We start from the raw sequence: 23,813 nt of genomic DNA on the forward strand, positions 1-23,813 counted from the left end.
TTCTCCAGTGGATGTGTTCTTTGCGATCTTTGCTGATACGATACGCGACGCAGTCGATTCAGCTGCCGTCGCTTCTGACTCGAGAGCGTGTTTCCGTTCCCATCTCGGTGATAGCCGGTTTCGGTGGACAGACACCGATCGTGACGCGTTGGCGTCAGTGGTGTGCCAGTCCGTTTCTTCGATACCTGCCCGTCACTCCGTCCCCAATCGGCCCTCGATCGAGTTGGTTCTCCTCGAGAACGAGTCCACAGTCCTCACAGGTCGTTTCACGGTCAGCCTGTCGAACACTGCCACCACAATCGGGACACGCAGTCGTAGTCGTCTGGACGTTTTCGTCGAACGCCGTCGTATAGACGTCTCTCGCTGCCATCCTTGACTCCGAAGGGAACAACAGAACAGCCCCTTCACCCCTTCTGGGGCGATACGCATCACTGGATCTCTCTGGGCAGCGGTGTGGAACGCAGAAAGAACAGCGGTGACTCCGCTCTCAGTTACCGTTTCGATGCCTCGTCGAGAAGCATGATTGCACCGCCGAGAAGTGCGAGGTTCTTGAGGAAGTTGATCTTGTTACCCTGTCGTTCCGTCCCCTCCATCGCCCAGAAGTTGTGAATGAACGGCGTCGTGCCGAGGAAGAACAGGATCAGTGCGCCGGCCGACGCCCGCGGGAACTTCCAGAGAATGACTCCGAGATTCGCGACGAAGAGCATGCCGGTGACGAACGGGACGAGTACGTCGGGCATCGGGACGCCCTTTTCCTCGGCGATAGCGACACGTTTGTCGTTGTTCTTGAACCCGTCGACGGCCATGTACGCGAGGATACCACCGTACAGCGCCCGTCCGAGGAACGACGGCGGCGTGTCCGCTGTCTCAGACGGAGTCATGCGTTCACCACCTCGATCCGACTGACGTTCGTCGGGACCCGGCCGACCGTCTCGTACTCACCCGTGTCCATCCGACGCATGATCCGTCCCTCTACGTCGTCGCGCTGGTCGGGGACGTCGAAGAGCCCGGACCCACAGATCACGTCTCCGTCGTAGACGTCCCACGTCTCGATGACCTCGTGGGGCTCGCCCGGGAACGAGACGCGCTCGAAGTCCCGACCGAAGTTCGTCGACTCGAACAGCGCCACCTCGTGGTCGTCGTCGACCCATGCCGGGGGTGCCTCCTCGCCACCGCAGAAGAACACGGTCCCGTCGTGGACGAAGACGCGTCGGATGTACGAGAAGTCGCTGCCGCGGTCGAGCCGCGTCCAGGAGTCGCCGGCGTCGGTCGTCCGGTAGAGTCCGCCCTCCCCGACGGCGTGGCCGAGGCCGAGGTTCTCCAGATCGTGGTCGAGATAGCCGGTCGCCGCGAGCCAGACGTCCTCGGAGATCGGGAGGACCTGATGGACGTCGTCGACGATGGTGTCGCGCCGGTCGGTCCACGTCTGGCCGCCGTCATTGCTCAGATGGATGCCGCCCGCTTCGACGCCGGCGATCAACTGCTCCGGCCGCCCCGGAACGACCTCGAGGGCTCGAAGCCGAGCGTAGTGTGGGTCGATCGGCGATTCCCAGTGACCGCGGGACGGGAGTTCGCGGAACCCCTTCAGCTCGGACCACGTCTCGCCGTCGTCGACGGACCTGAAGATGTACGGGTCGTTCGTTCCGGCGTAGAGCACGCCATCAGCGGTCGCGAGAATCGACCACACCTCGCTCTGTCCGGCGTGCCAGAAGCGGTCGCCGAGCGGAACGCCGAGATCCTCCCACGTCCGACCCCCGTCGAGCGAGCGATACGCACCCGTCGACGACGCGACGAACACGCCCTCTGTGTGGTCCCACGACGTGACGGCGGTCACGACCTCACAGTCGAGGACCTGTTCGAGGTCGCCGGGTTCGAACGGTACGCCCTCCGCTCGGTATAGACCGTCATCTGTCCCGATTAACAGTGTCATACGTACCGTGTACGGCGGGCTCATAATAAAGTTTTACCAAGCTGTAAAACGCTAAGTGGGAGCGGCGGAAACGGGGATACGACCGCTCACTGTGGCCCGCTATCTCCCACAGGGTCCGCCAACTCACCATGACCGCATCACACCCGACGAAGCGACCGACAGACGCAGCGCATCTCGATGATTCCGACGTCGACCTGCCGCCGGAACTCCTCAATCTCCCGTGGGTGGACATCCACAACCACGCGCACACGCTCTCGTGGGAGGACCGGGAGCGGTACGCGCTCGCCGGCTGTCGGTCGATGATGATGGTCGCCTCCGGCTATCACTGGACTCCGTACAAGCCGGTCGAGGCCGACGATATCCGGTTCCTCTGGGACGACGCGATCAATCGACGCGCAGCGATCCAGCGAAACCACTTCTTCGAGGCCAAACTGGGCCTCGGGATTCACACGGGGGTCCGTATCGAGAATCCGGACGAGCTTCTGGACGCGATGGACGCGTACTGCGAGCTCGACGAAGTGATCGCGATCGGCGAGACGGGCGTGACGCCCTCCCAGCACGTGAGTCGCTGGGACGTCGACCAGCAGCAGGCGATCGTTCAGGGGCAGATGGAACTCGCCGACGAGCACGATCTGCCGGTCCTCCTGCACACGCCGAACCAGTCTACCGACTCGAGGCGATCGTACCGTGACGGGATCGGGATTCCGGGATACGAAAAGAACACCGGCCTCGGTGCCGACCCCGTCATCGACAGTGATAACCCCGCGCTCGAGTCGGTCAAGCGGGATATCGAAGCGATGCGTGACGCCGGCTTATCCGACCGACGGGTAGTCGCCTCTCACGCCGACGGGAACAACACCGAGTACCTGATGGAGAACACCGACTGTTATCTGAGCTACACCATCGGCCACTCGTGGCTCATCGGTGTTACCGCGGCCGACGTGGCCGACGCCATCGACGAGTACGGTCCGGAGCGGATCATGATCGACACGGACTGTGCGAACGTCCTCAGAACGGACCCCTTCGCGCTGAAGCGAGCGATCTTCGAACTGTATCGCTACGGAATCGACGAAGCGGCAATCCGGAAAGTCGTCCTCGAGAACCCGCGCGACGTCTTCGATTTCGACGCCTGAGTTCCGGACTGCCGACCCACGGCGGATCGAAACGACGCTCAGCGCGCCGTCAGTCGTATTCGCAGCTGTTCCGAAGCTCTCCGAGCTCTTCGACACCGATAGTCACGTCGTCGCCGTCCTCGAGCAGGACCGGCGGCTCTCGATACACGCCGACGCCCGGCGGCGTCCCCGTGAAGAGCAGGTCGCCGGGTTTCAGCGTGAACGCTCGACTGCAGAACGACACGAGCTCGTCGATGCCGAAGATGAGGTTCGACGTCGACGACTCCTGTAACCGTTCACCGTTCACCTCCGCCCAGATCTCGAGGTCGTGCGGGTCGGAGACCTCGTCTGTCGTCACGAGCTCCGGCCCGGTCGGGGCGAACGAGTCGAGGCTCTTCCCGCGGACCCACTGGCCGTCGCCGTGTTGAAGGTCCCGGGCGGAGACGTCGTTGCCGATCATGAACCCGGCGACGTGGTCGAGTGCCTCGTCCCGGTCGACGCGTCGCGCTTCCTCGCCGATCACTACGACCAGCTCGGCCTCGTAGTCGACCTTTTCGGTCAGCTCCGGGTCCCAGGAAATAGTGCTCTCGGGCCCGGTGACGGTCGTGGGGAACTTCGAGAACAGCACCGGCTCGTCCGGGATCGGATTGTCTCCCTCCTCGGCGTGGTCCTGGTAGTTGAGCCCGACACAGACGATCTTCTCCGGATCGGTGACCGGCGCGGTCCGCTCGACGGCCGCGAGATCGTAGACGCCGACGCCGGTCTCCTCGGCGTATTCGATCGCCAGTTCGGCCTTCCGTTGCCACTCCCAGTTCGCCAAGAGCGCGCTCGTTTCGTTCTCGATGTGGACGCCGGTGGCAGCGCCTGCCTCCGGTAGGTTGACGACTGTCTCGTCATCGATCGCTACGCCACACCACGGTTCGTCCGCTTCCGTCGTCTGATATTGTCCGAGTCGCATTTGATGTACTGAATTTGTATCGTCGTCTCACGCGCTGCAGGTGTTCACAGATCCAGCCCGGCTTCGTCGATCAGGCGCTGTCCGGACGCCACGAACCGCTCGAACTCCTCGTCCACCTTCGGGTTCAGGAGTTCGCCGTCGTGCTTGACCGGTTCGCCGTCGACGAGCACCGTCTCGATGTGGGACGGATCGGACTGGAACACTACGGTCTCGATCGGAGAGTGCGACGGCGCCGTCATGAAGTCGTCGGTGTCGATCAGCACGATATCCGCGCGTTTGCCCGGCGTGAGTGTGCCGATCTCGTCCGCCATGTTCAGTGCCTTCGCCCCCTCGATCGTCGCCATCTCGAGGGTGTCTCGCGCCGAAATACTCACCTCGGAAACCTCCTCGTCGTTCTCGAGGACCGCCTGGTTGTCGAACATCCGCTGGAGCTGCATCCCGATCCGCATCTGGCTGCCCATGTCGCCGCTGATGTTCGAACAGACGTCGACGCCCCACGCCGGGCGTCCGCCCGCTTCGAGCACCTTTCCGGTGACGGGGATGCCGTGGCCCATCTGCATTTCGACCTCCGGCGTCGACGAGAAGGAGACGCCCTGCTCGACGGCGTGATCGATGTCTTCCTGGGCGAAGTGGTTCCCGTGAGCGACGTTGACGTCCGGGCCGAGCATATCGTGGAGGGCCCCGAAGCCCTGGTAGTCGTCGCCGTACACCGACGACGACCACAGCGCGGCACCCATGTGGATCGTACTGAGGACTCCCAACTCTCGTGCCAGTTCCAGGTCGCTGCGGGCGGTTTCATCGGTACAGAAATCCGGCCCTCGGAGCCCGAGGGCTAAGCTGAGCAGGTCGTCGTCGCGGATCTTCTCCTCGTGGAGCTCGCGGATCTTCCCTTCGGGGAGGCCGACGTCGCTTTCGTACCACCACTTCGCCGCGTCGTCACCCGGCGGGCCGTAGGTGTACACCGCGCGCATCCCGGCGTCCTGCAGCGCGTCGACGGCCCGTTCGCCGTGTTCGAGCGAGTTGGGATACGACCAGTCCAGAGCCGTGGTCGTTCCCGTATAGAGCTTCTCCAGCGCACCGAAGAGGCCGCCGAGATACATGTCTTCGGGCCGGTAGAGCCCGGTGATATTGCCGAGCATGTCATCGAAGTATTCGCCCATGAGCGACCAGTCCCCGGCGATTCCCCGTACTTGAGTCTGTGCGAGATGGATGTGCGAGTCGACGAAGCCGGGTACGACGATGTGGTCGTCCGCGTCGATGACCTCGGCGTTCGATGGAGAGAGTCCGCGGCCGACCTCGATTATCTCTCCGTCTTCGATGAGAACGTCGGCCTCGTCCAGTTGTCCGATCTCCGGATCGAGGGAAACGACGGTCCCGTTTCGTATGATCGTTCGTGACATGATCAACTGCTATGTTTGACCATAAGGTTAAAAATTTACCGTCCGGTAAACAATGTCCGTCGCGGGTTTCGGAGCAATCGTATTATATATCTCTCGCTACGATTACCCGTATGAGCGAATCCCGCGACAAGGTCTCCTCCAAAGACACCCGGCAGGTCATCATGGAAGCGACCTTCCGTGCCCTGAGCGAGCACGGGTACAAGGACCTTCGCATGCGTGACATCGGTGACGAGATGGAACTCACTCGGCAAGTCATCCACTACCACTTCGACGGCAAGTACGACCTCCTGTCGTCGTTTCTCGAGTACATCATCGATCAGTACGAGGGAAGCGTCGAGGTCAACGAGGACGCCGAGGTCAGAACGGAACTCAACGCCCGGATCGACCAGTGTCTGTTCGGCCCGGAGTTCGAGGACTTCAGTCACTGGGAGCGAATGAAGGTGTACCACGAACTGTACACGTACGCCCAGAACGACGGCGAGCACCGAGAGATATTCGACGACCACTACGACCGGATTCGCGGCAGCATCGTCGAAGTCGTCGAAGACGGCATCGAAGAGGGAACGTTCGAACCCGTCAACGCCGACCGCATGGGTCAGCTCATCACCGACGTCATCCACGCCGCCCGCGGCCGTCGGATCTCGCTGGGTCACGAGGACGCACCGGAAGAAGCTCGAAAGGCCATCGACGAGTTCATTCTCGATTCGTTGTACGCGTCACAGACCGAGGATTAATCGGCCGGATCCTCGACCGCTGTGAGACGGGGCTTCTCAGTTCGCTGTTCCGCTCGAAGCCGATGCTTGCCGGCGAACTCGACCGCATCGTCCACACTCACTGTATCGTCGGCCAGCTGAGCGATTACCTGTACCCCGCCGAACCGGGCGAGTACGAGGTAGTTCGGTAATCGGATGTCCGGTGGCGTCATCTCGACGGTCGTCTTCGCGGCCACTTCTCCGGTCTCGAGTTCATTCCTCGTCGTCTCCCGAGCCGAACACGCCGGCGTTTGCCAGCGCCTCGACCTCCTCCTCGGAGTACCCCAGTTCGCGGAACACCGCTCGGTTGTGTTCACCGAGCAGCGGCGGCGCGGAGTCGAACCCGCTCTCTGCGTTATCGTACCGGAGCGGGTGTTCGATGACCGGAATCTCCCCGAGCTCCGGATGTTCGACCTCGGTGATCGTCCCTCGCGCGTCTATCTGTGGGTTGTGCAACGCCTCTTCGACGTCGTAGACCGGGCCGGCCGGGACACCGGCGTCCTCCGCGATGATCTCGATCCACTGGTCCGTGGTCTTCTCGCTGAGAGTGTCCTCGATCTCGGCTTCCAACTCGCCGATGTGCTCGACGCGGTCCTTATTCGTCTCGAAGCGATCGTCGGCCGGGAGATCGGGCCGGTCGAGCGCCTCACAGAGCTCGCCCCAGAGCTTCTCGTTGAGGATGCAGATATTCAGGTGTCCGTCCTCGGTCTCGAAGGTCTGGTACGGCGCGAGTACCGGATCCTTCGTCCCCATCCGCCGCGTCTCCTCGCCGGCGAACACCATGCCGGCCTGTTTCGTCAGCCACGGCAGCGTCGCCTCGAGCATCCCGAGGTCGATGTATTCTCCCTCACCGGTCCGTTCGCGGCGATAGAGCGCAGTCATCGTGCCGAAAGCGGCCCACATGGCCGTGATGAGGTCCGTCATCGGCAAGCCGACCTTGACTGGCTGTCGCCCCTCTTCTCCGGTCACGTCCATGATCCCGCTCATCCCCTGAATGAGCAGGTCGTACCCCGATCGCTCGCTCCAGGGTCCGGTCTGTCCGAACGCGGAGATAGCGAGATAGACGAGGTCCTCGTTGTACTCCGAGAGCGTCTCGTGATCGACGCCGAGGCGCTCTGCAGTCCCGGGTCGGAAGTTCTGGATGAAGACGTCGGCCTCTGCGACGAGTTCGTACAACGCCTCCGTCGCTCTCTCGTTCTTCAGGTCGAGTTCGAGGCTCTTCTTCCCGTAGTTCAGCGTCCAGTAGTACGGCGATTCGCCGTCGATGAACGGCGGGCCGGAGTGTCGGACGGCGTCACCGTAGCCCGGCTGTTCGACCTTGACGACCTCTGCCCCCTGATTAGCGAGCATCGCCGAGCAGAAGCCGCCGGTGACGAACGTAGAGAGATCGACTACCTTGACGCCTTCCAGGATCTTCTTGTCGGCAGTCATACTTCCCCTATCAGTGTGCCGTTCGCGTCTTCGCGTTCCATCCAGTGAAGTATCGAAGCGGACGATGCGGTCTGCTCTCGACCGCTATTCGAAGCGAGCGTGTGGTTAGTACACATCCGTGGTGAGTCATTGCCTTACCAGATGGTAAAACCTTCGCAAGGACGTGTTCGTGTTCTGAACAGCGATTATCCGATGTGGATAGGTGGCGTATATCGAGATATCGTCACGGCAGTCCGAAGTCCGTCAGCAGAACTGTCGTCGTCGCCCACTTTCTCTCGGCGTCTTTCTTAGCCTATCCGTCGCTGTCCTCTCCCCGGGTCAGAGTTCACTGTCTCGGCGGTTCAGCTGGGTCCGCTCGTAACTGCCATCTACGTTCCACAGTCGTTCCTGCACCTTCCGATAGGTGACGTCCTCGGCCCGTCGGTAAAGAGTAGACCGCCGTCGTCGTCCGCTCGTTCACCCAAGACGCTTCTAAATCCCCCTCGTAACTCTCGCTGAGCAGGTCTATGACCATCCTGACCGATTCGCTCAACGACCCGCTCGTTTCTCAAATCGGCTCGACTAGACAGTGCCGGTCGATATATTCTCAGTTCGAACGATTTCCCAGCAGGTCGTCGCGTGGCAAATTCACCGGAAATACGGTGTGCGCGAAATTCGTCCATCGGGCCGGTCCCAGTCTGCTGACCCGTTCACCGGAAACACGGTGTGTCACACGGTCGCGATTTCTCCGAAACCGCTCCGCCGTTCCGAACGAGATTCACCGGAAACACGGTGTGCGCGATTCGGTCCCGGGCGATACTCGGGTGAGGATTCACTGCCGTCCTGGACGCGCTGCCCAGTGCTCGGCTCTCGTATCGGTCGGCCGGTCGACCGGCACGGTTCGTGCAGTCGACTCGCATCGGTCCATCGAGAGGAGCGAGACGAGGGAAGCGATCCAGATAGCAACGGTAGGGTCGATCGGTTCGATAGTAGCGATCGATCGATCCGGAGTCAATAGTAGTAGAGCTCGAGCTCGTGACCGCAGTTTCGACACTGGGTTTCCTTTCCGAGAAGTTGATTCGAGTCGCTCTCCTCGTGGATCCCCGGTCCGGGGGGAACGGAGGTGGTGACGGTTGCGTCACACTCCGGGCAGCCGATATGCATATCCGCAAACTCTGTTCGAGACATCACTCGAACGTGACCGTCGATCCCTGATAGTTATCGAAGCCGTACGGAACCGCTGGCAACCGTTTCGGTTCGTTCGTACGCTTTAGAGTCCGATTTACGGCCGAAACCGCCGGCGGAACGTCGCGCTCCGTCGCACCAGCTCTCGGAACTGGATCGCGAGGTCTCGGTATCGGACTGCGCTCGCCGCTCGAGTCGGTTTCCTCGACGCGGGTGTGAGTCACTCAGGTCGGCCGGACTAGACGGTGTACGTCAGCGCCTCGAACTCGAAAAAGGCCGTCTCGTACCCGTCGTGGCGCGATACCTGTGGCGCCGAGTCGACCGTGACGGTCACGCGATCACCGTCGGTGAGTTCGTCGACCTCGAGCCCGTAATGATGGCCGAACTCGCCGTCCAGCGTTTCGGTGAGTGACTCCTCGTGGAGGGTCGAACCGTCGCGTTCGATGCTCGCGGAGAGGGACGTAAATGGGAGGATAATGTCGTTGTATGGCGTTCTGGGAGTAATCGCCAGATAGGTGCCGCCGTCGGTGAATCGATCGGCGTCGGTCGCGATCGCGGAGAGCTTCGCGTCACCGCTCCGGTCGGTTCCGAGGTGGTCGCCGGGGAGGCTCTCGATCGACGGCCCCTGTCCTGTCGGTACGTGACCGGAGCCGCCGTCACCGTTCCCGCCCTGTTCTCCCCCGCCGTGGTTCATCAGCGGGAGCGCATCGGGGCTCCCTCGCCGATCCGGTTCGATCGAGTCGAACGAGAGGCCGGTGACGTCCGATCGAGCGTACTCGAACGTCACTGCGAGCGAGGCCGCGGATTCGAATCGACCCTCGAACGCGCCGACTCGATCGAGCGTGAGCGGCCCCGCTCGAGCGCGGACGGTGTACTCGCCCTCTCCGGGAAGCCGGACGTTGTCGCCGTAGTGAAAGCCCATCCGCTGGGAAATCATGGGCCACGGTGAGAGGGTCCCGCCGTCGATCGGCGAGCCGTCCCGCCGGATTTCGAGTCGCATGTCCACCGGGAGGACGGTGCCCGTCTCCCGATCCCAGAGCGTGGCCATGAGGTGGAGACTGTCGTCGGCCTCGACCTCGACGAGTTGTTTCCCGTCGGCGGTCGCTTCGACGGTCCAGAACCGGTGGGGAAAGGTATACGAGAACGCGATGGCGTAATCGCCGTCGGTCGCGGAGCCGTACATCCCCATCTCCTCGCGCGAGGCCGGGAGGTAGACGGCATCTGGGCGGTTCTCGACGAGCGGCGGGTTCGCCAGTGCGGACTCTTCTTCGAACCCGAGTCCCTCGAGACAGCCGGCGATACCGGCAGTCCCGATCGCTGCTGTTCCGCGGAGGAAACGCCGACGGTTCATTGGACCGGATTTAGAATCCGGTGACAAAACACCTGTTGGTTCGTCAATCGAACGCGCGCGGAATCCGTCAGCGAACGGTGGCCGGATTCGCGAGCGCACGATAACCGCCCGCCCGAGATCAGTGAAGCCGTTCGAGTCGAGTAGTCACTTTCTCGAGAGCTGCGGCGATAGGTCTGCGAGAAGCGTCCGTTCGGTCGATCCCTTCGTCTGTGGGTTTCGCCCTCACCGCTATTCGTGAACCGAACCAATGAACCTTTGATCGGGCGTTCCTACCGTTCGTATATGGACCGGCGGACATACCTCGGTACAGTCGGAATCGCAGGACTCTCGAGTGGTGCCGGCTGTCTCGGTGAGGCTCTCAGGGGAGACACGGGTAACCCCGATACCGTGCTCGGACCTCCGGAGCAAGACCTGAGCGAGGCGACCCATCCGAGTTACGGCGAGGAGTTCCCCGCGATCAGTCTACCCGACCCCTTGACTGGTGAAACGATCTCGACCGATCAGTTCGAAGGGGATCGGACCGTTCTGATGACCCTCTTCTACACGATGTGCCCGGATGGCGTCTGTCCGCAGTTGATTCTCCGATTACGGCGCGCACAGGCGGTCGCGGCCGAGGAAGGGTACGGCGACGACGCCGCGTTCCTCGCGATGACGTTCGATCCGGAGCGGGACGGCGAAGACGAACTGCGAACGTTCGCCGACCAACAGGGGGTCAATCTCGATGCCGGGAACTGGCACTTTCTGCGACCGACGGAGTACGAGACGGGGAAAGAGATCGTCAGCGAAGATTTGGGCCTTCCCTTCAAGAAGGAGTTCGACAACGAGTACGAGGAACTCGAGTACACCTTTCCGCACTATCCCTACATCTTCCTCGTAAACGAGGGAGGGTTCGTCGAGCGGACGTACCCGCGGGGATCGACCATGGAGATTTCGCGGCTCGTCGACGACTTCGAAACGGTGGTGACGGGATAGATGCGCAGGCGGGACGTGCTCGCTGGAATCGGAAGCGTGGGCGTCATCGGCGGTGCAGGAGCCCTGGCGATACGCGGTCCCCCGTCGTTCGACGACGGTACTGAGGAGACGGAACCGACCGCCGACCCGCTCGTGATCGAGACGGTCGACGCACCGGGAAGCGAGGCCAGGGACGTTCGAATCCCGGCTTCCGACCGGGCGACGTTCCTCGATTTCTTCGGGACGTGGTGTGGCCCCTGTAAGGAACAGATGCCCGCGCTCGTCGAGGCGAACGACCGAATCGGTGACGAGGTGCGCTTCATTTCGGTCACGAACGAAGCGGTCGGTCGGTCCGTGACGAGGGAAGAACTCGCCGACTGGTGGCGGAAATACGACGGAAACTGGCTCCTCGGGATCGATCCGACCGCGGAACTGAGCGCCGAATACTCCATCGGCGGCGTGCCCTACGCCGTCGCGATCGATTCGTCGGGGCGCGTTCAGTGGTCGGAAGCGGGCAGGAAGTCCGCAGACGAACTCGTCGCCGGCATCGAACGCGCCCTCGAGACCGGCGAGACCGACGGCGGGGACGGATAGAATGGTCGACGCGACGCTCGCGACCACGATCGTGTTCGGGCTGGTCTCGGGAATTGGAACCTTCTTTTCGCCGTGTTCCTACCCGCTCCTTCCGGGCTACGTCGGCTTCTACGTCAGTCAGACCGACGGCGAGGACGCATCGCTCGGCGGCGCACTGAGCCGCGGACTCGTCGCGGGTATCGGCGCGCTCGTCACCCTCGCCGCCCTGCTCGGGGCGACGTTCTGGGTCGGGAACGAGACGCTGTCGCGTATCACGTGGTTCGAAGTGGTCGCCGGCGTCATGTTGATCGCCTTCGGCCTCCTGATCGTCTTCGACCGCGCCCCGTCTCCGTCGGTCGCTCTCCCGAAGCGACGCTCGAGCGTGCTCGGATTCGCGGTCTTCGGCGTCGGCTACGCGCTGGCGGCGGCGGGCTGTGTCGCGGCGGTGTTCTTCGGCGTGGTCGCCCGCGCGCTCTCGCTGCCGGCGACCTCGGCGGCGATCCTCCTCGGAACGTACGTCGGAAGTTTCGTCGTCCTCATGGTCTCGTTGACCGTCGCGACGGGAATGGGCCTCGTCGCGAACGCTGGACGATTCAGCGCGTACTCCGAGACTCTCAAGCGGCTCGCAGGCGCGGTCATGATCGTCGCCGGCGTCGGCCAACTGTACCTCGCGATCGTCGTCCTCGACGTGCTCTGAGCCGGCCTGCGAGCGCTGCATCACTTCCGCTCTCCGAACCTGCCTGCGACCGCTATGTCGCTTCCGCTCTCAGTACCTGCCTGCGGTCGTTCCCCGGATCGCGCATAGTCTAATAATAATTACGTTCAATCCAAATCGTTATGGTGTAATTTTTATCCGCGAGAGCGTGTTGCGTCCGTATCGTGAGCCGACACCAGTGTCCGAACTGCCTCGAGGAGTCGGCGGCGGAGATCGATCGATCGGTGACCGATGCCGGGTTGCGGCGGCGGTTCGAGTGTCGGGACTGCGGGCACGAGTGGGACGTGATCTTTTGACGGCGACCGATTCGACGGCTGGCAGGCAACGGCAGGTCCGGGATGTATCCCGCCGTCTCTCGAAGGAGCGGACACGCAATGTACCAGGACTTGCTGCTCGCGACGGACGGGAGCGACGCCGCCCGCCGCGCGACCGAGCACGGAATCGAACTCGCGAGGGGGCTCGAGGCTGACCTCCACGTCCTGTCCGTCTCGGAGGACGGTCCGCAGGCCGCGGAGAAAGAGGACAGATTACGATCGGATCCGGAGGACGAGGCCGTGGCGGCCGCCGAACACGCCAAAGAGTCGGCGGATCGCGAGGGGGTCGACGCGACGACCGACGTCCGCCACGGAGTTCCACAGGAGCAGATCGTCGACTACGCGGAGACCAACGACGTCGATATGATCATCGTCGGGACCGCCGGACGGTCCGGCCTCGACCACCTGATTTCGGGCAGCGTCGCCGAGGAAATCGTCCGGAACGCACCGATTCCGGTGCTCACGGTTCGGGACGACTCCTGATGTGCTCCCGTTCCAGTAGCGCGGACTCCTGAAATTGTGGTCCGGACTCTCCCTCTGGTAGCCCGGACCTATACGTCCGTGCGGCGGTGGATTCCTCCCTCCGCGGGGCCGCCGATTCCGATCCCCCTGCGACGCGCGAGTACGAGACAGATACCTATAGTTCAGGGCGGTGATCCGACTCCCATCGTGTTCGGTCGTCTCGGTCGTGCATTCGTCGGGGTAGAAACCGATCCGGAGGGGGACGGTCCGGCGGACCGGTATCCGTTCCGAACAGAACCAGCCGAACGCACGTCTCTCTTCGGAACCCCCGTCCGATGAGCGACGCCACCCAAACCGTCGTCGGCGATGCCATCTGCGTGCTGGTCGTCGGCGATTCCCAGCCCGCCGACGAGGCGATGAGCGCACTCGCCGCTCGCCTCGAGGGCGTGTCGTTGCTCAGGGAACGGACGCTCGAGGGCGCTCGCGACCGACTCGCCGACCGCGACGTGCACTGTCTCGTCTGTCCGTTCGACGTCGGCGACGGGGGAACGTCGGAGCCGACGTTCGAGCGACTCGCGGCGGGAGCCGACGAACGGCCGATCATCGCGCTCACGGACGACGAATACGCTTCGCGGGCGCTCGAGGCCGGCGCGAGCGATGTCGTCGATCCGGACGACTCCCCCGACCTGCTGACCGCTCGCATCAGGAACGCCGCCGAGCGGGAACGGTACCGACTGGCCGCCGAGAAATCGGACCAGCGGTACCGATCGATCCTCGAACACGCCGCGGCGGTCGTCTGGGTCCTCGATCCGACCGGCGAGATCGAGTACGCGAGTCCCGCAGTCGAGTCGCGGATGGGGTACACGCCGACCGAACTCGAGCGAACGGGGATCTCGAGGCTCGTCCACCCGGACGATCGCGCGGCCGCCCGAGACACGCTCGCAGCCGTCGCCGCGGCCCCGGTCGGAACGTCTGAGCGCGTTTCCCTCCGGCTCGGCCACGCCGACGGCACGTGGCACGTCGCGGAACTGACCGTCGTGAACCGGCTCGAGGACCCGACCGTCGACGGGATCGTCGTTACACGGACGGACGCGGGAGCGCCGACTGGCGCGGCCGCGGACGACGCCGCCCGAACGGGGATCGACCGGCTCACGGATCCGTTTTTCACGCTCGGTCCGCAGGGCGAAATCCGGTACGCTAATCGAGCAGCGAGACGGGTCTTCGCAGCCGTCAGCGGCCGAGAGGCCGACGACGAGATCCCGACGGGAACGATCGTCTGGGAGCTGCTCCCCGACGACATCGGCGCGACGGTAGCCGACCGGATCCGCGAGGCCGAGACGACGGAGTCGGTCGTCGAGTTCGAACTGCCCGTTCCCCCGCTCGAGACGCGGCTCGACGTCGCCGTCTATCCCGGCGACGATGGCGTTTCCGTCTACGCGAAAGAGCGCTCACCCGCGACCGGGACGTCCGCAACCGCCGCGGACCGCGACCGGCTCGCCCTCCTCGAGTCGGTCGTCGACGGGCTGGACGACGGCATCGCCGTCCTCGAGGGCTCGACGGTCGAGCTGGCGAACCGTACCTTGCTGGAACTCGCCGAGACGGACGCGCTGGTCGGCCGGCCCCTCGAGGAGTTGTTCGACGACGCGCTCGCGGAGACGGTTCGAGAGCGGGCCGAATCGCCGGTCGTCAGGTGGATGGATCCCTGTACGGGCGAGCTCGCGATCGACGCGAGCCGGTCGCGCCCGGTCGACGTCTTCGTCGCGCCGCTCCCCGATCCGGACCGGACGCTCTGTATCGTCCGCGACAGGCGGGGCTCCCGCGGCGCCGCGCTATCGACGATCCAGCGGACCGCAACCGCCCTCCGAAACGCGGACACGCCGACCGCAGTCAGGGAGTCGGTCACCGGTGCGATTCGCGAGTACGTCGGCGCGGATGCCGCGATCTGGTATCGGGTCGACGACCGCCTCCGTCCGGCCGCAGTGACGACGGCGGCGCAGGTCTCCGACAGCGAGCAGCCGGGAATCGAGCCCCCGTCGCTCCGTCCGGACGCGATTCCGCTGGCGGACCTCCTCGACAGCGCGGAGCCGAGCGTCCGCGACCGGCCGGACTTCGACGACGCCCTCGAGCGAATCGGCCTCCGGGCCGAACGGGTTCTGGCGGTCCCGATCGCCGATCGCGGGATCGTCCTCGCGACCAGCACGGAGCCGATGGCGTTCGACGGTGTCGATACGGGACCGCTCGAAACGCTCTCGGCGACTGCCGTCGTGGCACTCGAGCGCCTCGAGTACGCCGACGGCCTTCGAACCTGTCGACACGATCGCGATCGATTGCAGACCACTGTGGCCGAGGTCGAACGGGTATGGGACGCGGCAGAGTCGATGGTGGACGCCGACACGCGCGAGGTGGTCGAACGGCAGCTCTGCGAGGCCATCGTGTCGCTGCCTCCGCTCGAGTCGGCCGACGGGATCGAACTCGCCTGGGTCGGCCGTCTGGATTCGGCTCGAGAGACGGTCGTCCCGGAGACGTGGGCCGGCCGGGACGGCGCGTTCCTCGAGGAGACGCCGCTCTCGCTGGATTCGTCCGCGGCGTCGCCGACGGTCACCGCGGCGGCCACCCGCGAATCGGTCCTCTGCGAGGATCTCGAAACCGGTGGTGCCGGTCGGGGAGACGACGGAGAGGGGGACCGATGGCGGCGGCACCTCCTCGAACGCGGCTTTCAGTCGGTACTGAGTCTCCCGCTCGAGTCCGGCGAGTTCTGCTACGGAACGTGTACTGCGTACGCGAGCGACTCGGCGGCGTTCGACGACACCACTCGACGGGCCTGCGAACACCTCGCGACGATCGCCGGGGCAGTGATCGGCGCGATCGAGACGAAGCGCGCGCTGCTCGCGGATCGGATCACCGAACTCGAGGTCGTCGTCCGGGACGACTCGGACGCGCTGTCGTCGATCGCGCACCGCATCGACCGACGGATCGACGTGCAGGCCGTGATCCCACGGTCCTCGGGCGGATCGACGGTGTTCTGTTCCGTCGACGACGCCGATTCGGACGCGATTCGGGACGCGATCGAATCGCTACCGGCCGTCGATCGGATCTCGGTCGCCGAGGGCGGGAACGGAGAGACGGTCCTCGAGATCGGACTGACCGAAGCCGCCGACCCGCACATCGCCCGATCGGTCGCGGAGAACGGCGGCGTCCTCCGGTCGCTCACGCCGGTCGACGACCGAACCAGGCTCGCGATCGAACTGGGACAGTCGGTCGGCGTCCGTCCGTTCCTCCGGGCGCTCGAGCAGTCCCATCCGGACCCGGAGTTGGTCGCGCGCCGGGAGCGGGATCGGTCACCGCGTTCGGTCCGGCCGTTCGATACGCTGGTCGAGCACCTGTCCGAGCGACAACGGCGGACGCTCGAGGCGGCCTACTACAGCGGCTTCTTCGACTGGCCCCGCGAGCACACGGGCGAGGAAGTCGCCGAATCCCTCGGGATCTCACAGCCCACGTTCAGCCGCCATCTCAGGATCGCCCAGCGAAAACTGTTCGCGCTGTTGTTCGACGAGTCCCGCGACGAGTGACGCGGGCCACCGGTCGTCCGGTTTCTCCGACCGCTCGCGCTGGTCAATTCGGTCGGTAGTACCGTATTACTCGCTCGTTCTCGACAGGTAATCCGATCTTTCCACGCCGAGAATGACGATCGGACTGTTCGGAAAAATACGATTGGACTGCTAACAGATGAATCAGTATTGAGTGCGAAACGGAATCGGATTTGGTGTATAGCGTCTACGATCATGTAGACGGCTCCTAATAGGACAGGTAATGAGTGCGTTCGAGGTAAGTCACGATTACGGCGGTCATCCCTCCGGATGGCGGATCGGTCTGTGAGCATCGATATCGCCGACACCGAGGACGCGGTCGAGACCGAGGGCACGAGGACCGTCGAAACGGGCGACGATCGGACCGAAGTCCGGTCGCAGGCCGAGGGGGGAATCGTCGCCCAACTTCGGCTCGATCATTCGGACCTGTTCATGCGCTCGACGCTTCGACGCGCGTCGGCCGTCACCGTCGAACCGGAGTACTGGACCACCGTCGAACCGGGGCGGACGCTCGTGTTCGTCACCGCCTACGGGGACGAGTTCGACGGCTTCGAAACCGCTCTCGAGTCGGACCCGACGGTCGCCGAACCGGTGCTCGTCGATCGCTACCCCGACAGACGAGTCTATCGACTCGTCCGTACCGACCGTGCGATCACGTTCACCGCCAAAACTGCCGACCTCGGCGGCCGGCTGCTCGACCTCTCGAGTTCTCGTGACGGGTGGCTCGTCCAGCTTCGGTTCCCCGACCGCGACCGACTCGTCTCGTTCAACGAATACTGTCGCGAGCTGGATATTTCAGTCACGGTGGATCACCTCCGCGTCTCCGACGACGAGAACGACGGGGTCGTCGCGCTGACCGACAAACAACAGGAGTTGCTCACCGTCGCCCACGACGAAGGGTACTTCGACGTCCCCCGCGGAATCACACAGAACGAACTCGCGGATCGACTCGGCGTCTCGAAGTCGGCCGTGTCCCAGCGATTGCGACGGGCGATCGGCGAACTCTGCGACGCGACCCTTTCCTGAACCCGCGATTCCGTCAGTACTTCCGTTCTCCGAGCGACGGCACGCGATCTCCCGTCGATCGGGCCGGGCGAAAAATCGATGTCGCGACCGGGTCGGAATCGGATCGTTTCGGGGCACTGGGGCTCGAGCGAGGGGACTCGTATCGGCCCCGATCGGCAGCTTACTCCTCGGATTCGTCGTCGTCTTTCATCGAGCCGAGCTGGTCGACCAGTTCGTCCGTCGACACGTCGGACTCGAACGACATCTCCCCGTGATGGTCGTTTTCGTGAACGTTGACGGCATCTACATCTTCCTCGTCGGTCGTCTGCTCTTTTTGTTCGGATTCGTCGTAGCTACCAAAGCCCATACGTAACCCTTCGTCGCCACCGCAAAAGGTGTGCCGATTCGGTCTATTTCGACTCGATCGAGGCGCGGTCAGCAGACGGCGGACCGGTCGATCGCCGCTCCAGTCTGCACCGCCGCGATCTGCATCGGTTGTTTCCCGTCCCTACCGATAGTTGGGGGCTCGTACCGACCGTTCGGGACACCGGTCCCGAACGCCGATCGGCCGTTCGTTTATCGTACTTTTCAAATGAACGCCGCGATCACTGGAAAGGACCCAAAAGAGCGGCGCTAATCCAACGACTGTCGAACACAGCGGTGAGATACGCCGTCCGCCGTCGGACTCGAAAGCGTCACCACCGCGAATCAGCGGCGGAGTACCTGGTGACTACGGGATTCAGTAGTCCGTCTATAGTAATGGGTTCGCATGGTTTGAATTCCGCTTATGGTTGCGTACCGTCTCCCCGCTCGACGACCGGCCACCGATCAGCACGACACCTCACGTCGTCTCTCGACCACCCCGAGACACGGTCGATTCGACGACGTGCCGTCCGCGAAAACCGATACGCTCCCCGGGCGAGACGACCGTCTCGGCCGCTCCGGCGGTCGGTGATCAGCCGATGTGTGGAATCATCGGACGCGTCGGCGACGGCAACGCGATCGAGCCGTTGCTGACCGGACTGGAGAACCTCGAGTACCGCGGGTACGATTCGGCCGGTATCGCCGTCCAGAACGGATCCGGGATCAACGTCGAAAAACGCTCCGGCAAGGTCCAGGACCTGAAAGAATCGATCCGCGATCCCCTTCAGGGCGAGGTCGGCATCGGTCACACCCGCTGGAGCACCCACGGGCCGCCGACCGACGCGAACGCTCATCCGCATACCGACGAGAGCGAGGACGTCGCGGTCGTCCACAACGGGATCATCGAGAACTACGCCGCACTCAGGGAGCGACTGGCGGCGAACGGCTACGAGTTCACGAGCGACACCGACACCGAGGTCATCCCGCATCTCGTCCAGTACTACCTCGATGCCGGGTTCGACAGCGAAACGGCCTTTCGGCAGGCGATCGACGAACTCGAGGGCAGTTACGCCGTCACCGTGATGGTCTCGGGCGAGCACGTCCTCTACGGTGCCCGGCGCGGGTCGCCGCTCGTGGTCGGGATGGAAGACGGCGAGTACTTCCTCGCGAGCGACGTGCCGGCGTTCCTCGAGTACACCGACAACGTGGTTTACCTCGAGGACGGCGACGTCGTCATCGTCGACGAGGACGGCGTCGAGTTCACCGACTGCGAGGGGGACCCGATCACGCGCACGCCCGAGACGGTCGAGTGGGACCCCGAGCAAGCGGGGAAAGGCGAGTACGATCACTTCATGCTCAAGGAGATCACCGAGCAGCCGACCTCGCTGGCGCAGGCGCTCGAGGGGCGGATCGATTCGGCGAACGGCCGGATCGCGCTGGCCGATTTCGAGCCGGGCACGTTCGCCGACGTCGACAGCGTCCAGTTCGTCGCCTGTGGCACGTCGTATCACGCGGCGCTGTACGGCTCGCTCGTGTTGAATCAAGCGGGCATCCGGTCGACCGCCCTGCTGGCGAACGAGTACAGCGTCTCGGCCCCGCCGGTCGACGACGACACCCTCGTGATCGCGGTCAGCCAGAGCGGAGAGACCGCCGACACGCTCGCTGCGCTCCGGCAGGCCACGGCCGCGGGCGCGGACACCCTGACGGTGACGAACGTCGTCGGGTCGACGGCCGCTCGGGAGGCCGACGACGCGCTCTTCATCCGCGCCGGACCGGAGATCGGCGTCGCCGCGACGAAGACGTTCTCCTCCCAGGCCGTCATGCTCACGCTGCTCGCCCAGCGCATCGCCGCCGACCGATTGGGCGATCCACCGGCCGATCTCGAGGCCCTCCTCGCGGAACTCGAGGCGATGCCCGGTCGAATCGAGCGATTGCTCGACGAGTCGACCGCTCGAGGGATCGCCGACCGGTACAGTGACAGCGAGTCGTACTTCTTCATCGGCCGGGGACTCGGCTTCCCCGTGGCGCTCGAGGGCGCGTTGAAGTTCAAGGAGATCACGTACGAACACGCCGAGGGCTTCGCCTCCGGCGAGCTCAAACACGGCCCGCTGGCGCTCGTCACGCCCGAGACGCCGGTGTTCGCGATCTTCACCGGACAGGAAGACGAGAAGACGCTGAAAAACGCCGAGGAAGCACAGACTCGCGGCGCGCCCGTGATCGCGGTCTGTCCCGACGGGCATCCGGCCGTCGACGCCGCCGACGAGCACCTCGCGATTCCCGAGACCGTTCCGGACCTCGCCGGATTGCTCGCGAACGTCCAGCTCCAGCTGGTCTCCTACTACGCTGCGGACCTCCTCGATCGCCCCATCGACAAGCCGCGAAACCTCGCGAAGAGCGTGACCGTCGAGTGAGGAACGGACGCCACCGGTGACGGACCGGCCGGGAGGGATTTCGAATTTCAGCGGAAATCACTGCGACGGTCGGACCGGAGACCAGATCGCGTTCCGAGGGCGATCGTGGAGTCGGCCGGACTGATTTCCGGTCACAAAATACTGTATTACCGCGCCGAAATATCCCATTTCTTCCGAATGAGTCGCTGAAAGTCCCGATATCCGGACTGTCTTTCGTGTCAATTGCTACCACCCGAAATATCGGACTAACGCGGGGCTCGTCTATTATGCTGTCTATAGTAAATACCGTTCTATCGCTATGGCCTGTTGATGTCGACGGACCAATCCGCGAAGTGGACGCCAATGACGGCCGAACAGCACACGACTGCGCCGCGCTGTGTCAACTGTGGCAACCAGGTGACGCGCCAGTTCGCCCGCGTTTTCGGTGACAATCGCGACGTCGTCCACGCCTGCCCCGACTGTGCGACGTACCGTGAAATGAAGACGTCCGATTTCATCCCCGAGGAAGCTAGATAACCCGATCGCACCGACCGACGGCCGTTCCGTGCGCACCGCCGTGACCCGTATCCTACGCGAAACCGGTCCGATGGTATCAGTCGCCTCTCTCTTTCTCTCAGGGCTCCGTCGTAGCAGCACCCGCCACGAGGTCCCGTGCAGTCTGGAAGAGGGTCTCGGCGTCGGACGGCGATCGCGCCTCCGCGGTGACCCGGATCAGCGGCTGCGTGCCGCTCGCGCGAAGCAGGAACCAGCCGTCTTCGGTCTCGACGCGGACGCCGTCGAGCGTATCGACGGTCTCGTACCGGCCACACACTAGTTCGCTGACGTCGCCCATCACTGCCGCCTTGTCCGCGACCTCGATCGACGTCCGCCGAATCGGATACGCCTCGATTTCGCCGACGAGGTCCGACAGCGGTCCCCGCTCGGCGACCAGTTCGACGAGCTTGCAGGCCGCCAGCGGGCCGTCCGGACAGCGGGTCTCCTCGGGCCAGATCCAGGCGCCGCTCGGTTCGCCGCCGAAGACGACGTCGGGTTCGGTCGTCCGTTCCGCGACGTACACGTCTCCCACCTGCGTCCGCGTTAGCGACGCCCCGACGCCGGCCAGCGTGTCGTCGACGGCGAGACTGGTATCGACCGGTGCGGCTACCCGGTCGCCCTCGCCCGCCGCTTCTCGTGCGAACAGCGCGAGCAACGCGTCTTTCGGGACGAACGTCCCGGTCTCGTCGACCGCCAGCATCCGATCGGCGTCGCCGTCGTGTGCGACGCCGAGTTCCGCATCGGTCGCCGCGACCAGCGTCGAGAGGGTCTCGAGCGTCTCCGCGGTCGGTTCGCTCGGTCGGCCGGGAAAGGAGCCGTCTTCCTGGCCGTTGAGAGTGCGGACGCGACAACCCAGGTCGTCGAGTACCGACGCCGTCACTCCCCCGGCACCGTTGCCGATATCGACCACGACGCTCGGGGACCGCTCGAGGGCGACCGCGTTCCGGAGCGCGTCGGCGTGGTGGGATCGGACGTCCTCGCGGCGGGTTCGGTGGCCGACCTCGTCCCACGCTGCCAGTTCGTAGTCGTCCTCGCGAACTCGTCGCTCGATCGCCGCCCGCCGGTCGGGACCGAACGCCTTCCCCGAGGGGTTCCAGAGTTTGATACCGTTGTCTTCGGGTGGATTGTGCGAGGCGGTCACCACGATCCCCGCGTCGGCGTCGAGGTGGGCGATCGCTCGAGCGATCGTCGGCGTGGCTTCGACGCCGACCGTGACGACGTCCGTCCCGCACTCGCACAGCCCCGCGGTGATCGCGTCGACGAGCATCGACCCGCTTTCGCGGACGTCGCGGCCGACGACGACCCGCTCGTCCCCCTCCGAGGCGACCGCTCGACCGACGGACAGCGCCACCGCTGCCGTCACCTCGTCGCCCACTCGCCCGCGAATGCCGCTGGTTCCGAACATATTCTCCTCTCAGTATGGCGATCGCCTTACTATGCACGGGTTACTGCGGCCGTCCGATGCGGTCGGCTATCGTTCACGGGAACGCCACTGTGGCGCGGTTCGAGCGCCGATGGTCGATGACCGCTCCGGACGACACACGGCATCGAGCGGGCGTTCGAAGCGGCTCTCTGCCGCGTCGACCGAATGTTAGTTCCTCCCTGTCGTTCTGAACTGTCGGTGCCGTATATACGTCTCACACCGGTACGCTCGAGTGAGAATGCTATCGACGCATCCCGCCACCTCTCGGCGGCCCCCGGCGGTCGTCGGATCGACGAGACGGCCCCGGCCGCCGGACGCGACGAGTACCGACGGATCGCCACCTCGAGTACTGCCGACCGGACCGCCCCGGATCGACCGGACGGATAACCGCCTATGAGCGCGACCGAACCGAACGCCGACGTCGACGACGCCGCCGAGTCCGACGAGACCGGCGACGGTGGGGGCTCGGACGGCTCAGTCTCCGACGTTCCGCCCAGCGCGAAACTGGTCTACAAGGTCCTCGAGTACGAGGCCCAGCTGACCCAGGAAGGGATCGCGGCCGAATCCCGGCTCTGTCCCCGGACCGTCCGCTACGCGCTCGGGAAACTCGAGGACCGGGGGCTCGTGACCAGTCGCGCGTGCCTCGAGGACGCTCGCCAGTCGAAATACCGGATCGCCGAGTAGAACGGCCGTAACCGGGACCGCGGTTCCGGGAGTCCACCACGAGGCGGCTCCGAGTTTCCGCGCCGGTACTCGAGTGGTACGTGTCAAACCACAGCCGGGACCACGACAGTGTTGGCTTCGAGAACCTCTTCATTCGAATCTTTCACTAGATATAAGTTAACACCTGTAGAATTTTTATCCGGAAGGCAGTTCCAACGAAGCGGCGGGCATGCAGTGAAATGCCCCGGGTGATGGGACACCCGGGAGCTGGCTTCCAAACACGAGCCGTTTGCAAGCCATGTTCCACTTACGCCCGGCGAAATATAAACTCCTCGAACGGCGACAGAATCCCGTGCGAACACCGGTCACGCTCGAGTCTCGATTCCGGCGACTGCGGCACGACGTCGGGAGGGATCGATGAGCGACAAAGACGAGGAGGACGGCGACCCGAGCGCCGACCCCTCCTCGACCGCTGCGAGGAACTCACCGGCGGGGCGCGACCCACCTCGGTGTCCTCGCTGTGACACGCCCATCGGGCTGGTCGTCAGTTACGGTCCGATCACCCACGAGGCCTCTCCGTGTGGCTGTCCGGTCTCCGCTGCCGTCCTCGAGGGGATCGAAGACGACACGGAGTAGGCGATCGATCGGGGCGCGACGGAGTCCGTCGTGTTCGACCTCGTCACTGACCGAATTCGCTTGGCCACCGGTTCGGAC

Annotated in this window: 23 protein-coding genes; 13 read left to right on the top strand and 10 right to left on the bottom strand. The window is 64.3% G+C overall.

Features of this window, described 5'->3' with window-relative positions:
* Positions 1-154: 154 nt before the first annotated feature.
* The 3 genes from NDI89_RS10140 to NDI89_RS10150 all read right to left on the bottom strand — a co-directional run bounded on the left by NDI89_RS10140 (position 155) and on the right by NDI89_RS10150 (position 1,930).
* Positions 155-370, bottom strand: a complete 216-nt coding sequence (locus NDI89_RS10140; RefSeq protein WP_277521441.1) for a TFIIB-type zinc ribbon-containing protein — start codon at positions 368-370, stop codon at positions 155-157.
* Positions 371-491: 121 nt separating this feature from the next.
* Entirely contained in the window at positions 492-881 is a 390-nt protein-coding gene (locus NDI89_RS10145; protein WP_277521443.1) for a DoxX family protein, read from the bottom strand.
* Positions 878-1,930 carry a WD40/YVTN/BNR-like repeat-containing protein gene (locus NDI89_RS10150; protein ID WP_277521444.1) on the bottom strand — a complete coding sequence of 351 codons (1,053 nt, stop codon included), beginning with the start codon at positions 1,928-1,930 and terminating at the stop codon, positions 878-880. The genes NDI89_RS10145 and NDI89_RS10150 overlap by 4 nt, the downstream gene beginning before the upstream one ends.
* A gap of 128 nt (positions 1,931-2,058) precedes the next feature.
* On the opposite strand from NDI89_RS10150, the gene NDI89_RS10155 reads away from it, so the two are divergent.
* Positions 2,059-3,063 (top strand): TatD family hydrolase, encoded by a 1,005-nt coding sequence (locus NDI89_RS10155; RefSeq protein ID WP_277521446.1) that lies wholly within the window; start codon positions 2,059-2,061, stop codon positions 3,061-3,063.
* A 49-nt stretch (positions 3,064-3,112) separates the two neighbouring features.
* Here the strand turns inward: NDI89_RS10155 and NDI89_RS10160 are convergent, their stop codons facing one another.
* Together NDI89_RS10160 and NDI89_RS10165 are read right to left on the bottom strand one after the other, a co-directional pair.
* Entirely contained in the window at positions 3,113-4,000 is an 888-nt protein-coding gene (locus tag NDI89_RS10160) for a fumarylacetoacetate hydrolase family protein (RefSeq protein WP_277521448.1), read from the bottom strand.
* A 44-nt stretch (positions 4,001-4,044) separates the two neighbouring features.
* The gene (locus NDI89_RS10165; RefSeq protein WP_277521450.1) at positions 4,045-5,400 is read right to left on the bottom strand and encodes an amidohydrolase family protein; all 1,356 of its coding nucleotides are present in this window, start codon (positions 5,398-5,400) and stop codon (positions 4,045-4,047) included.
* A gap of 110 nt (positions 5,401-5,510) precedes the next feature.
* Between NDI89_RS10165 and NDI89_RS10170 the strand changes: the two genes are divergently transcribed.
* Positions 5,511-6,134: a TetR/AcrR family transcriptional regulator gene (locus NDI89_RS10170; RefSeq protein ID WP_277521452.1), complete on the top strand. Its 624-nt coding sequence runs from the start codon at positions 5,511-5,513 to the stop codon at positions 6,132-6,134.
* Here NDI89_RS10170 and NDI89_RS10175 read toward each other — a convergent pair.
* From NDI89_RS10175 to NDI89_RS10185, 3 genes are all read right to left on the bottom strand, one after another.
* Positions 6,131-6,349, bottom strand: coding sequence for a hypothetical protein (locus NDI89_RS10175; protein WP_277521453.1), 219 nt, complete (start codon positions 6,347-6,349; stop codon positions 6,131-6,133). The genes NDI89_RS10170 and NDI89_RS10175 overlap by 4 nt on opposite strands.
* A gap of 16 nt (positions 6,350-6,365) precedes the next feature.
* Positions 6,366-7,583 (bottom strand): CaiB/BaiF CoA transferase family protein, encoded by a 1,218-nt coding sequence (locus tag NDI89_RS10180; RefSeq protein ID WP_277521455.1) that lies wholly within the window; start codon positions 7,581-7,583, stop codon positions 6,366-6,368.
* A 1,402-nt stretch (positions 7,584-8,985) separates the two neighbouring features.
* On the bottom strand, positions 8,986-10,098 hold the full coding sequence (locus NDI89_RS10185; protein WP_277521456.1) for an iron transporter: 1,113 nt from the start codon (positions 10,096-10,098) through the stop codon (positions 8,986-8,988).
* 282 nt (positions 10,099-10,380) lie between these two features.
* Between NDI89_RS10185 and NDI89_RS10190 the strand changes: the two genes are divergently transcribed.
* The 7 genes from NDI89_RS10190 (at position 10,381) to NDI89_RS10220 (ending at position 17,726) form a co-directional block, all read left to right on the top strand.
* Positions 10,381-11,070, top strand: a complete 690-nt coding sequence (locus tag NDI89_RS10190) for an SCO family protein (RefSeq protein ID WP_277521457.1) — start codon at positions 10,381-10,383, stop codon at positions 11,068-11,070.
* On the top strand, positions 11,071-11,643 hold the full coding sequence (locus tag NDI89_RS10195) for a TlpA family protein disulfide reductase (RefSeq protein ID WP_277521459.1): 573 nt from the start codon (positions 11,071-11,073) through the stop codon (positions 11,641-11,643).
* Position 11,644: 1 nt separating this feature from the next.
* The gene (locus NDI89_RS10200; protein ID WP_277521460.1) at positions 11,645-12,319 is read left to right on the top strand and encodes a cytochrome c biogenesis protein CcdA; all 675 of its coding nucleotides are present in this window, start codon (positions 11,645-11,647) and stop codon (positions 12,317-12,319) included.
* A 182-nt stretch (positions 12,320-12,501) separates the two neighbouring features.
* Positions 12,502-12,633: a transposase gene (locus tag NDI89_RS10205; RefSeq protein WP_226007339.1), complete on the top strand. Its 132-nt coding sequence runs from the start codon at positions 12,502-12,504 to the stop codon at positions 12,631-12,633.
* Between the two features lie 78 nt (positions 12,634-12,711).
* On the top strand, positions 12,712-13,134 hold the full coding sequence (locus tag NDI89_RS10210) for a universal stress protein (RefSeq protein ID WP_277521463.1): 423 nt from the start codon (positions 12,712-12,714) through the stop codon (positions 13,132-13,134).
* 314 nt (positions 13,135-13,448) lie between these two features.
* Positions 13,449-16,682 (top strand): bacterio-opsin activator domain-containing protein, encoded by a 3,234-nt coding sequence (locus tag NDI89_RS10215; RefSeq protein ID WP_277521464.1) that lies wholly within the window; start codon positions 13,449-13,451, stop codon positions 16,680-16,682.
* A 288-nt stretch (positions 16,683-16,970) separates the two neighbouring features.
* On the top strand, positions 16,971-17,726 hold the full coding sequence (locus NDI89_RS10220) for a helix-turn-helix domain-containing protein (protein WP_277521465.1): 756 nt from the start codon (positions 16,971-16,973) through the stop codon (positions 17,724-17,726).
* A 160-nt stretch (positions 17,727-17,886) separates the two neighbouring features.
* Here the strand turns inward: NDI89_RS10220 and NDI89_RS10225 are convergent, their stop codons facing one another.
* Complete coding sequence (locus NDI89_RS10225) at positions 17,887-18,072, bottom strand: DUF5786 family protein (RefSeq protein ID WP_277521466.1); 186 nt, start codon at positions 18,070-18,072, stop codon at positions 17,887-17,889.
* Between the two features lie 595 nt (positions 18,073-18,667).
* Between NDI89_RS10225 and glmS the strand changes: the two genes are divergently transcribed.
* Both glmS and NDI89_RS10235 read left to right on the top strand, forming a co-directional pair.
* A complete protein-coding gene (glmS, locus tag NDI89_RS10230) occupies positions 18,668-20,479 on the top strand; it encodes a glutamine--fructose-6-phosphate transaminase (isomerizing) (RefSeq protein ID WP_277521467.1) in 1,812 nt (603 codons plus the stop codon).
* A gap of 309 nt (positions 20,480-20,788) precedes the next feature.
* Positions 20,789-20,995: a DUF7563 family protein gene (locus tag NDI89_RS10235; RefSeq protein WP_277521469.1), complete on the top strand. Its 207-nt coding sequence runs from the start codon at positions 20,789-20,791 to the stop codon at positions 20,993-20,995.
* Between the two features lie 97 nt (positions 20,996-21,092).
* Here the strand turns inward: NDI89_RS10235 and glmM are convergent, their stop codons facing one another.
* Complete coding sequence (glmM, locus tag NDI89_RS10240; RefSeq protein WP_277521470.1) at positions 21,093-22,418, bottom strand: phosphoglucosamine mutase; 1,326 nt, start codon at positions 22,416-22,418, stop codon at positions 21,093-21,095.
* Positions 22,419-22,829: 411 nt separating this feature from the next.
* Here glmM and NDI89_RS10245 point away from each other — a divergent pair, with 411 nt between their 5' ends.
* Positions 22,830-23,120, top strand: a complete 291-nt coding sequence (locus tag NDI89_RS10245) for a MarR family transcriptional regulator (RefSeq protein WP_277521471.1) — start codon at positions 22,830-22,832, stop codon at positions 23,118-23,120.
* Positions 23,121-23,516: 396 nt separating this feature from the next.
* A complete protein-coding gene (locus NDI89_RS10250; RefSeq protein WP_277521472.1) occupies positions 23,517-23,735 on the top strand; it encodes a hypothetical protein in 219 nt (72 codons plus the stop codon).
* Positions 23,736-23,813: the final 78 nt, after the last annotated feature.

Origin of the sequence: Natrinema salsiterrestre (genome assembly GCF_029502005.1) — an archaeon.
Classification (GTDB): domain Archaea; phylum Halobacteriota; class Halobacteria; order Halobacteriales; family Natrialbaceae; genus Natrinema; species Natrinema salsiterrestre.

Coding starts and splice junctions, on each gene's coding strand:
- NDI89_RS10140 (WP_277521441.1), bottom strand. CDS start 370: ATGGCAGCGAGAGACGTCTATACGACGGCGTTCGACGAAAACGTCCAG.
- NDI89_RS10145 (WP_277521443.1), bottom strand. CDS start 881: ATGACTCCGTCTGAGACAGCGGACACGCCGCCGTCGTTCCTCGGACGG.
- NDI89_RS10150 (WP_277521444.1), bottom strand. CDS start 1,930: ATGACACTGTTAATCGGGACAGATGACGGTCTATACCGAGCGGAGGGC.
- NDI89_RS10155 (WP_277521446.1), top strand. CDS start 2,059: ATGACCGCATCACACCCGACGAAGCGACCGACAGACGCAGCGCATCTC.
- NDI89_RS10160 (WP_277521448.1), bottom strand. CDS start 4,000: ATGCGACTCGGACAATATCAGACGACGGAAGCGGACGAACCGTGGTGT.
- NDI89_RS10165 (WP_277521450.1), bottom strand. CDS start 5,400: ATGTCACGAACGATCATACGAAACGGGACCGTCGTTTCCCTCGATCCG.
- NDI89_RS10170 (WP_277521452.1), top strand. CDS start 5,511: ATGAGCGAATCCCGCGACAAGGTCTCCTCCAAAGACACCCGGCAGGTC.
- NDI89_RS10180 (WP_277521455.1), bottom strand. CDS start 7,583: ATGACTGCCGACAAGAAGATCCTGGAAGGCGTCAAGGTAGTCGATCTC.
- NDI89_RS10185 (WP_277521456.1), bottom strand. CDS start 10,098: ATGAACCGTCGGCGTTTCCTCCGCGGAACAGCAGCGATCGGGACTGCC.
- NDI89_RS10190 (WP_277521457.1), top strand. CDS start 10,381: ATGGACCGGCGGACATACCTCGGTACAGTCGGAATCGCAGGACTCTCG.
- NDI89_RS10195 (WP_277521459.1), top strand. CDS start 11,071: ATGCGCAGGCGGGACGTGCTCGCTGGAATCGGAAGCGTGGGCGTCATC.
- NDI89_RS10200 (WP_277521460.1), top strand. CDS start 11,645: ATGGTCGACGCGACGCTCGCGACCACGATCGTGTTCGGGCTGGTCTCG.
- NDI89_RS10210 (WP_277521463.1), top strand. CDS start 12,712: ATGTACCAGGACTTGCTGCTCGCGACGGACGGGAGCGACGCCGCCCGC.
- NDI89_RS10215 (WP_277521464.1), top strand. CDS start 13,449: ATGAGCGACGCCACCCAAACCGTCGTCGGCGATGCCATCTGCGTGCTG.
- NDI89_RS10220 (WP_277521465.1), top strand. CDS start 16,971: ATGGCGGATCGGTCTGTGAGCATCGATATCGCCGACACCGAGGACGCG.
- NDI89_RS10225 (WP_277521466.1), bottom strand. CDS start 18,072: ATGGGCTTTGGTAGCTACGACGAATCCGAACAAAAAGAGCAGACGACC.
- glmS (WP_277521467.1), top strand. CDS start 18,668: ATGTGTGGAATCATCGGACGCGTCGGCGACGGCAACGCGATCGAGCCG.
- NDI89_RS10235 (WP_277521469.1), top strand. CDS start 20,789: ATGTCGACGGACCAATCCGCGAAGTGGACGCCAATGACGGCCGAACAG.
- glmM (WP_277521470.1), bottom strand. CDS start 22,418: ATGTTCGGAACCAGCGGCATTCGCGGGCGAGTGGGCGACGAGGTGACG.
- NDI89_RS10245 (WP_277521471.1), top strand. CDS start 22,830: ATGAGCGCGACCGAACCGAACGCCGACGTCGACGACGCCGCCGAGTCC.
- NDI89_RS10250 (WP_277521472.1), top strand. CDS start 23,517: ATGAGCGACAAAGACGAGGAGGACGGCGACCCGAGCGCCGACCCCTCC.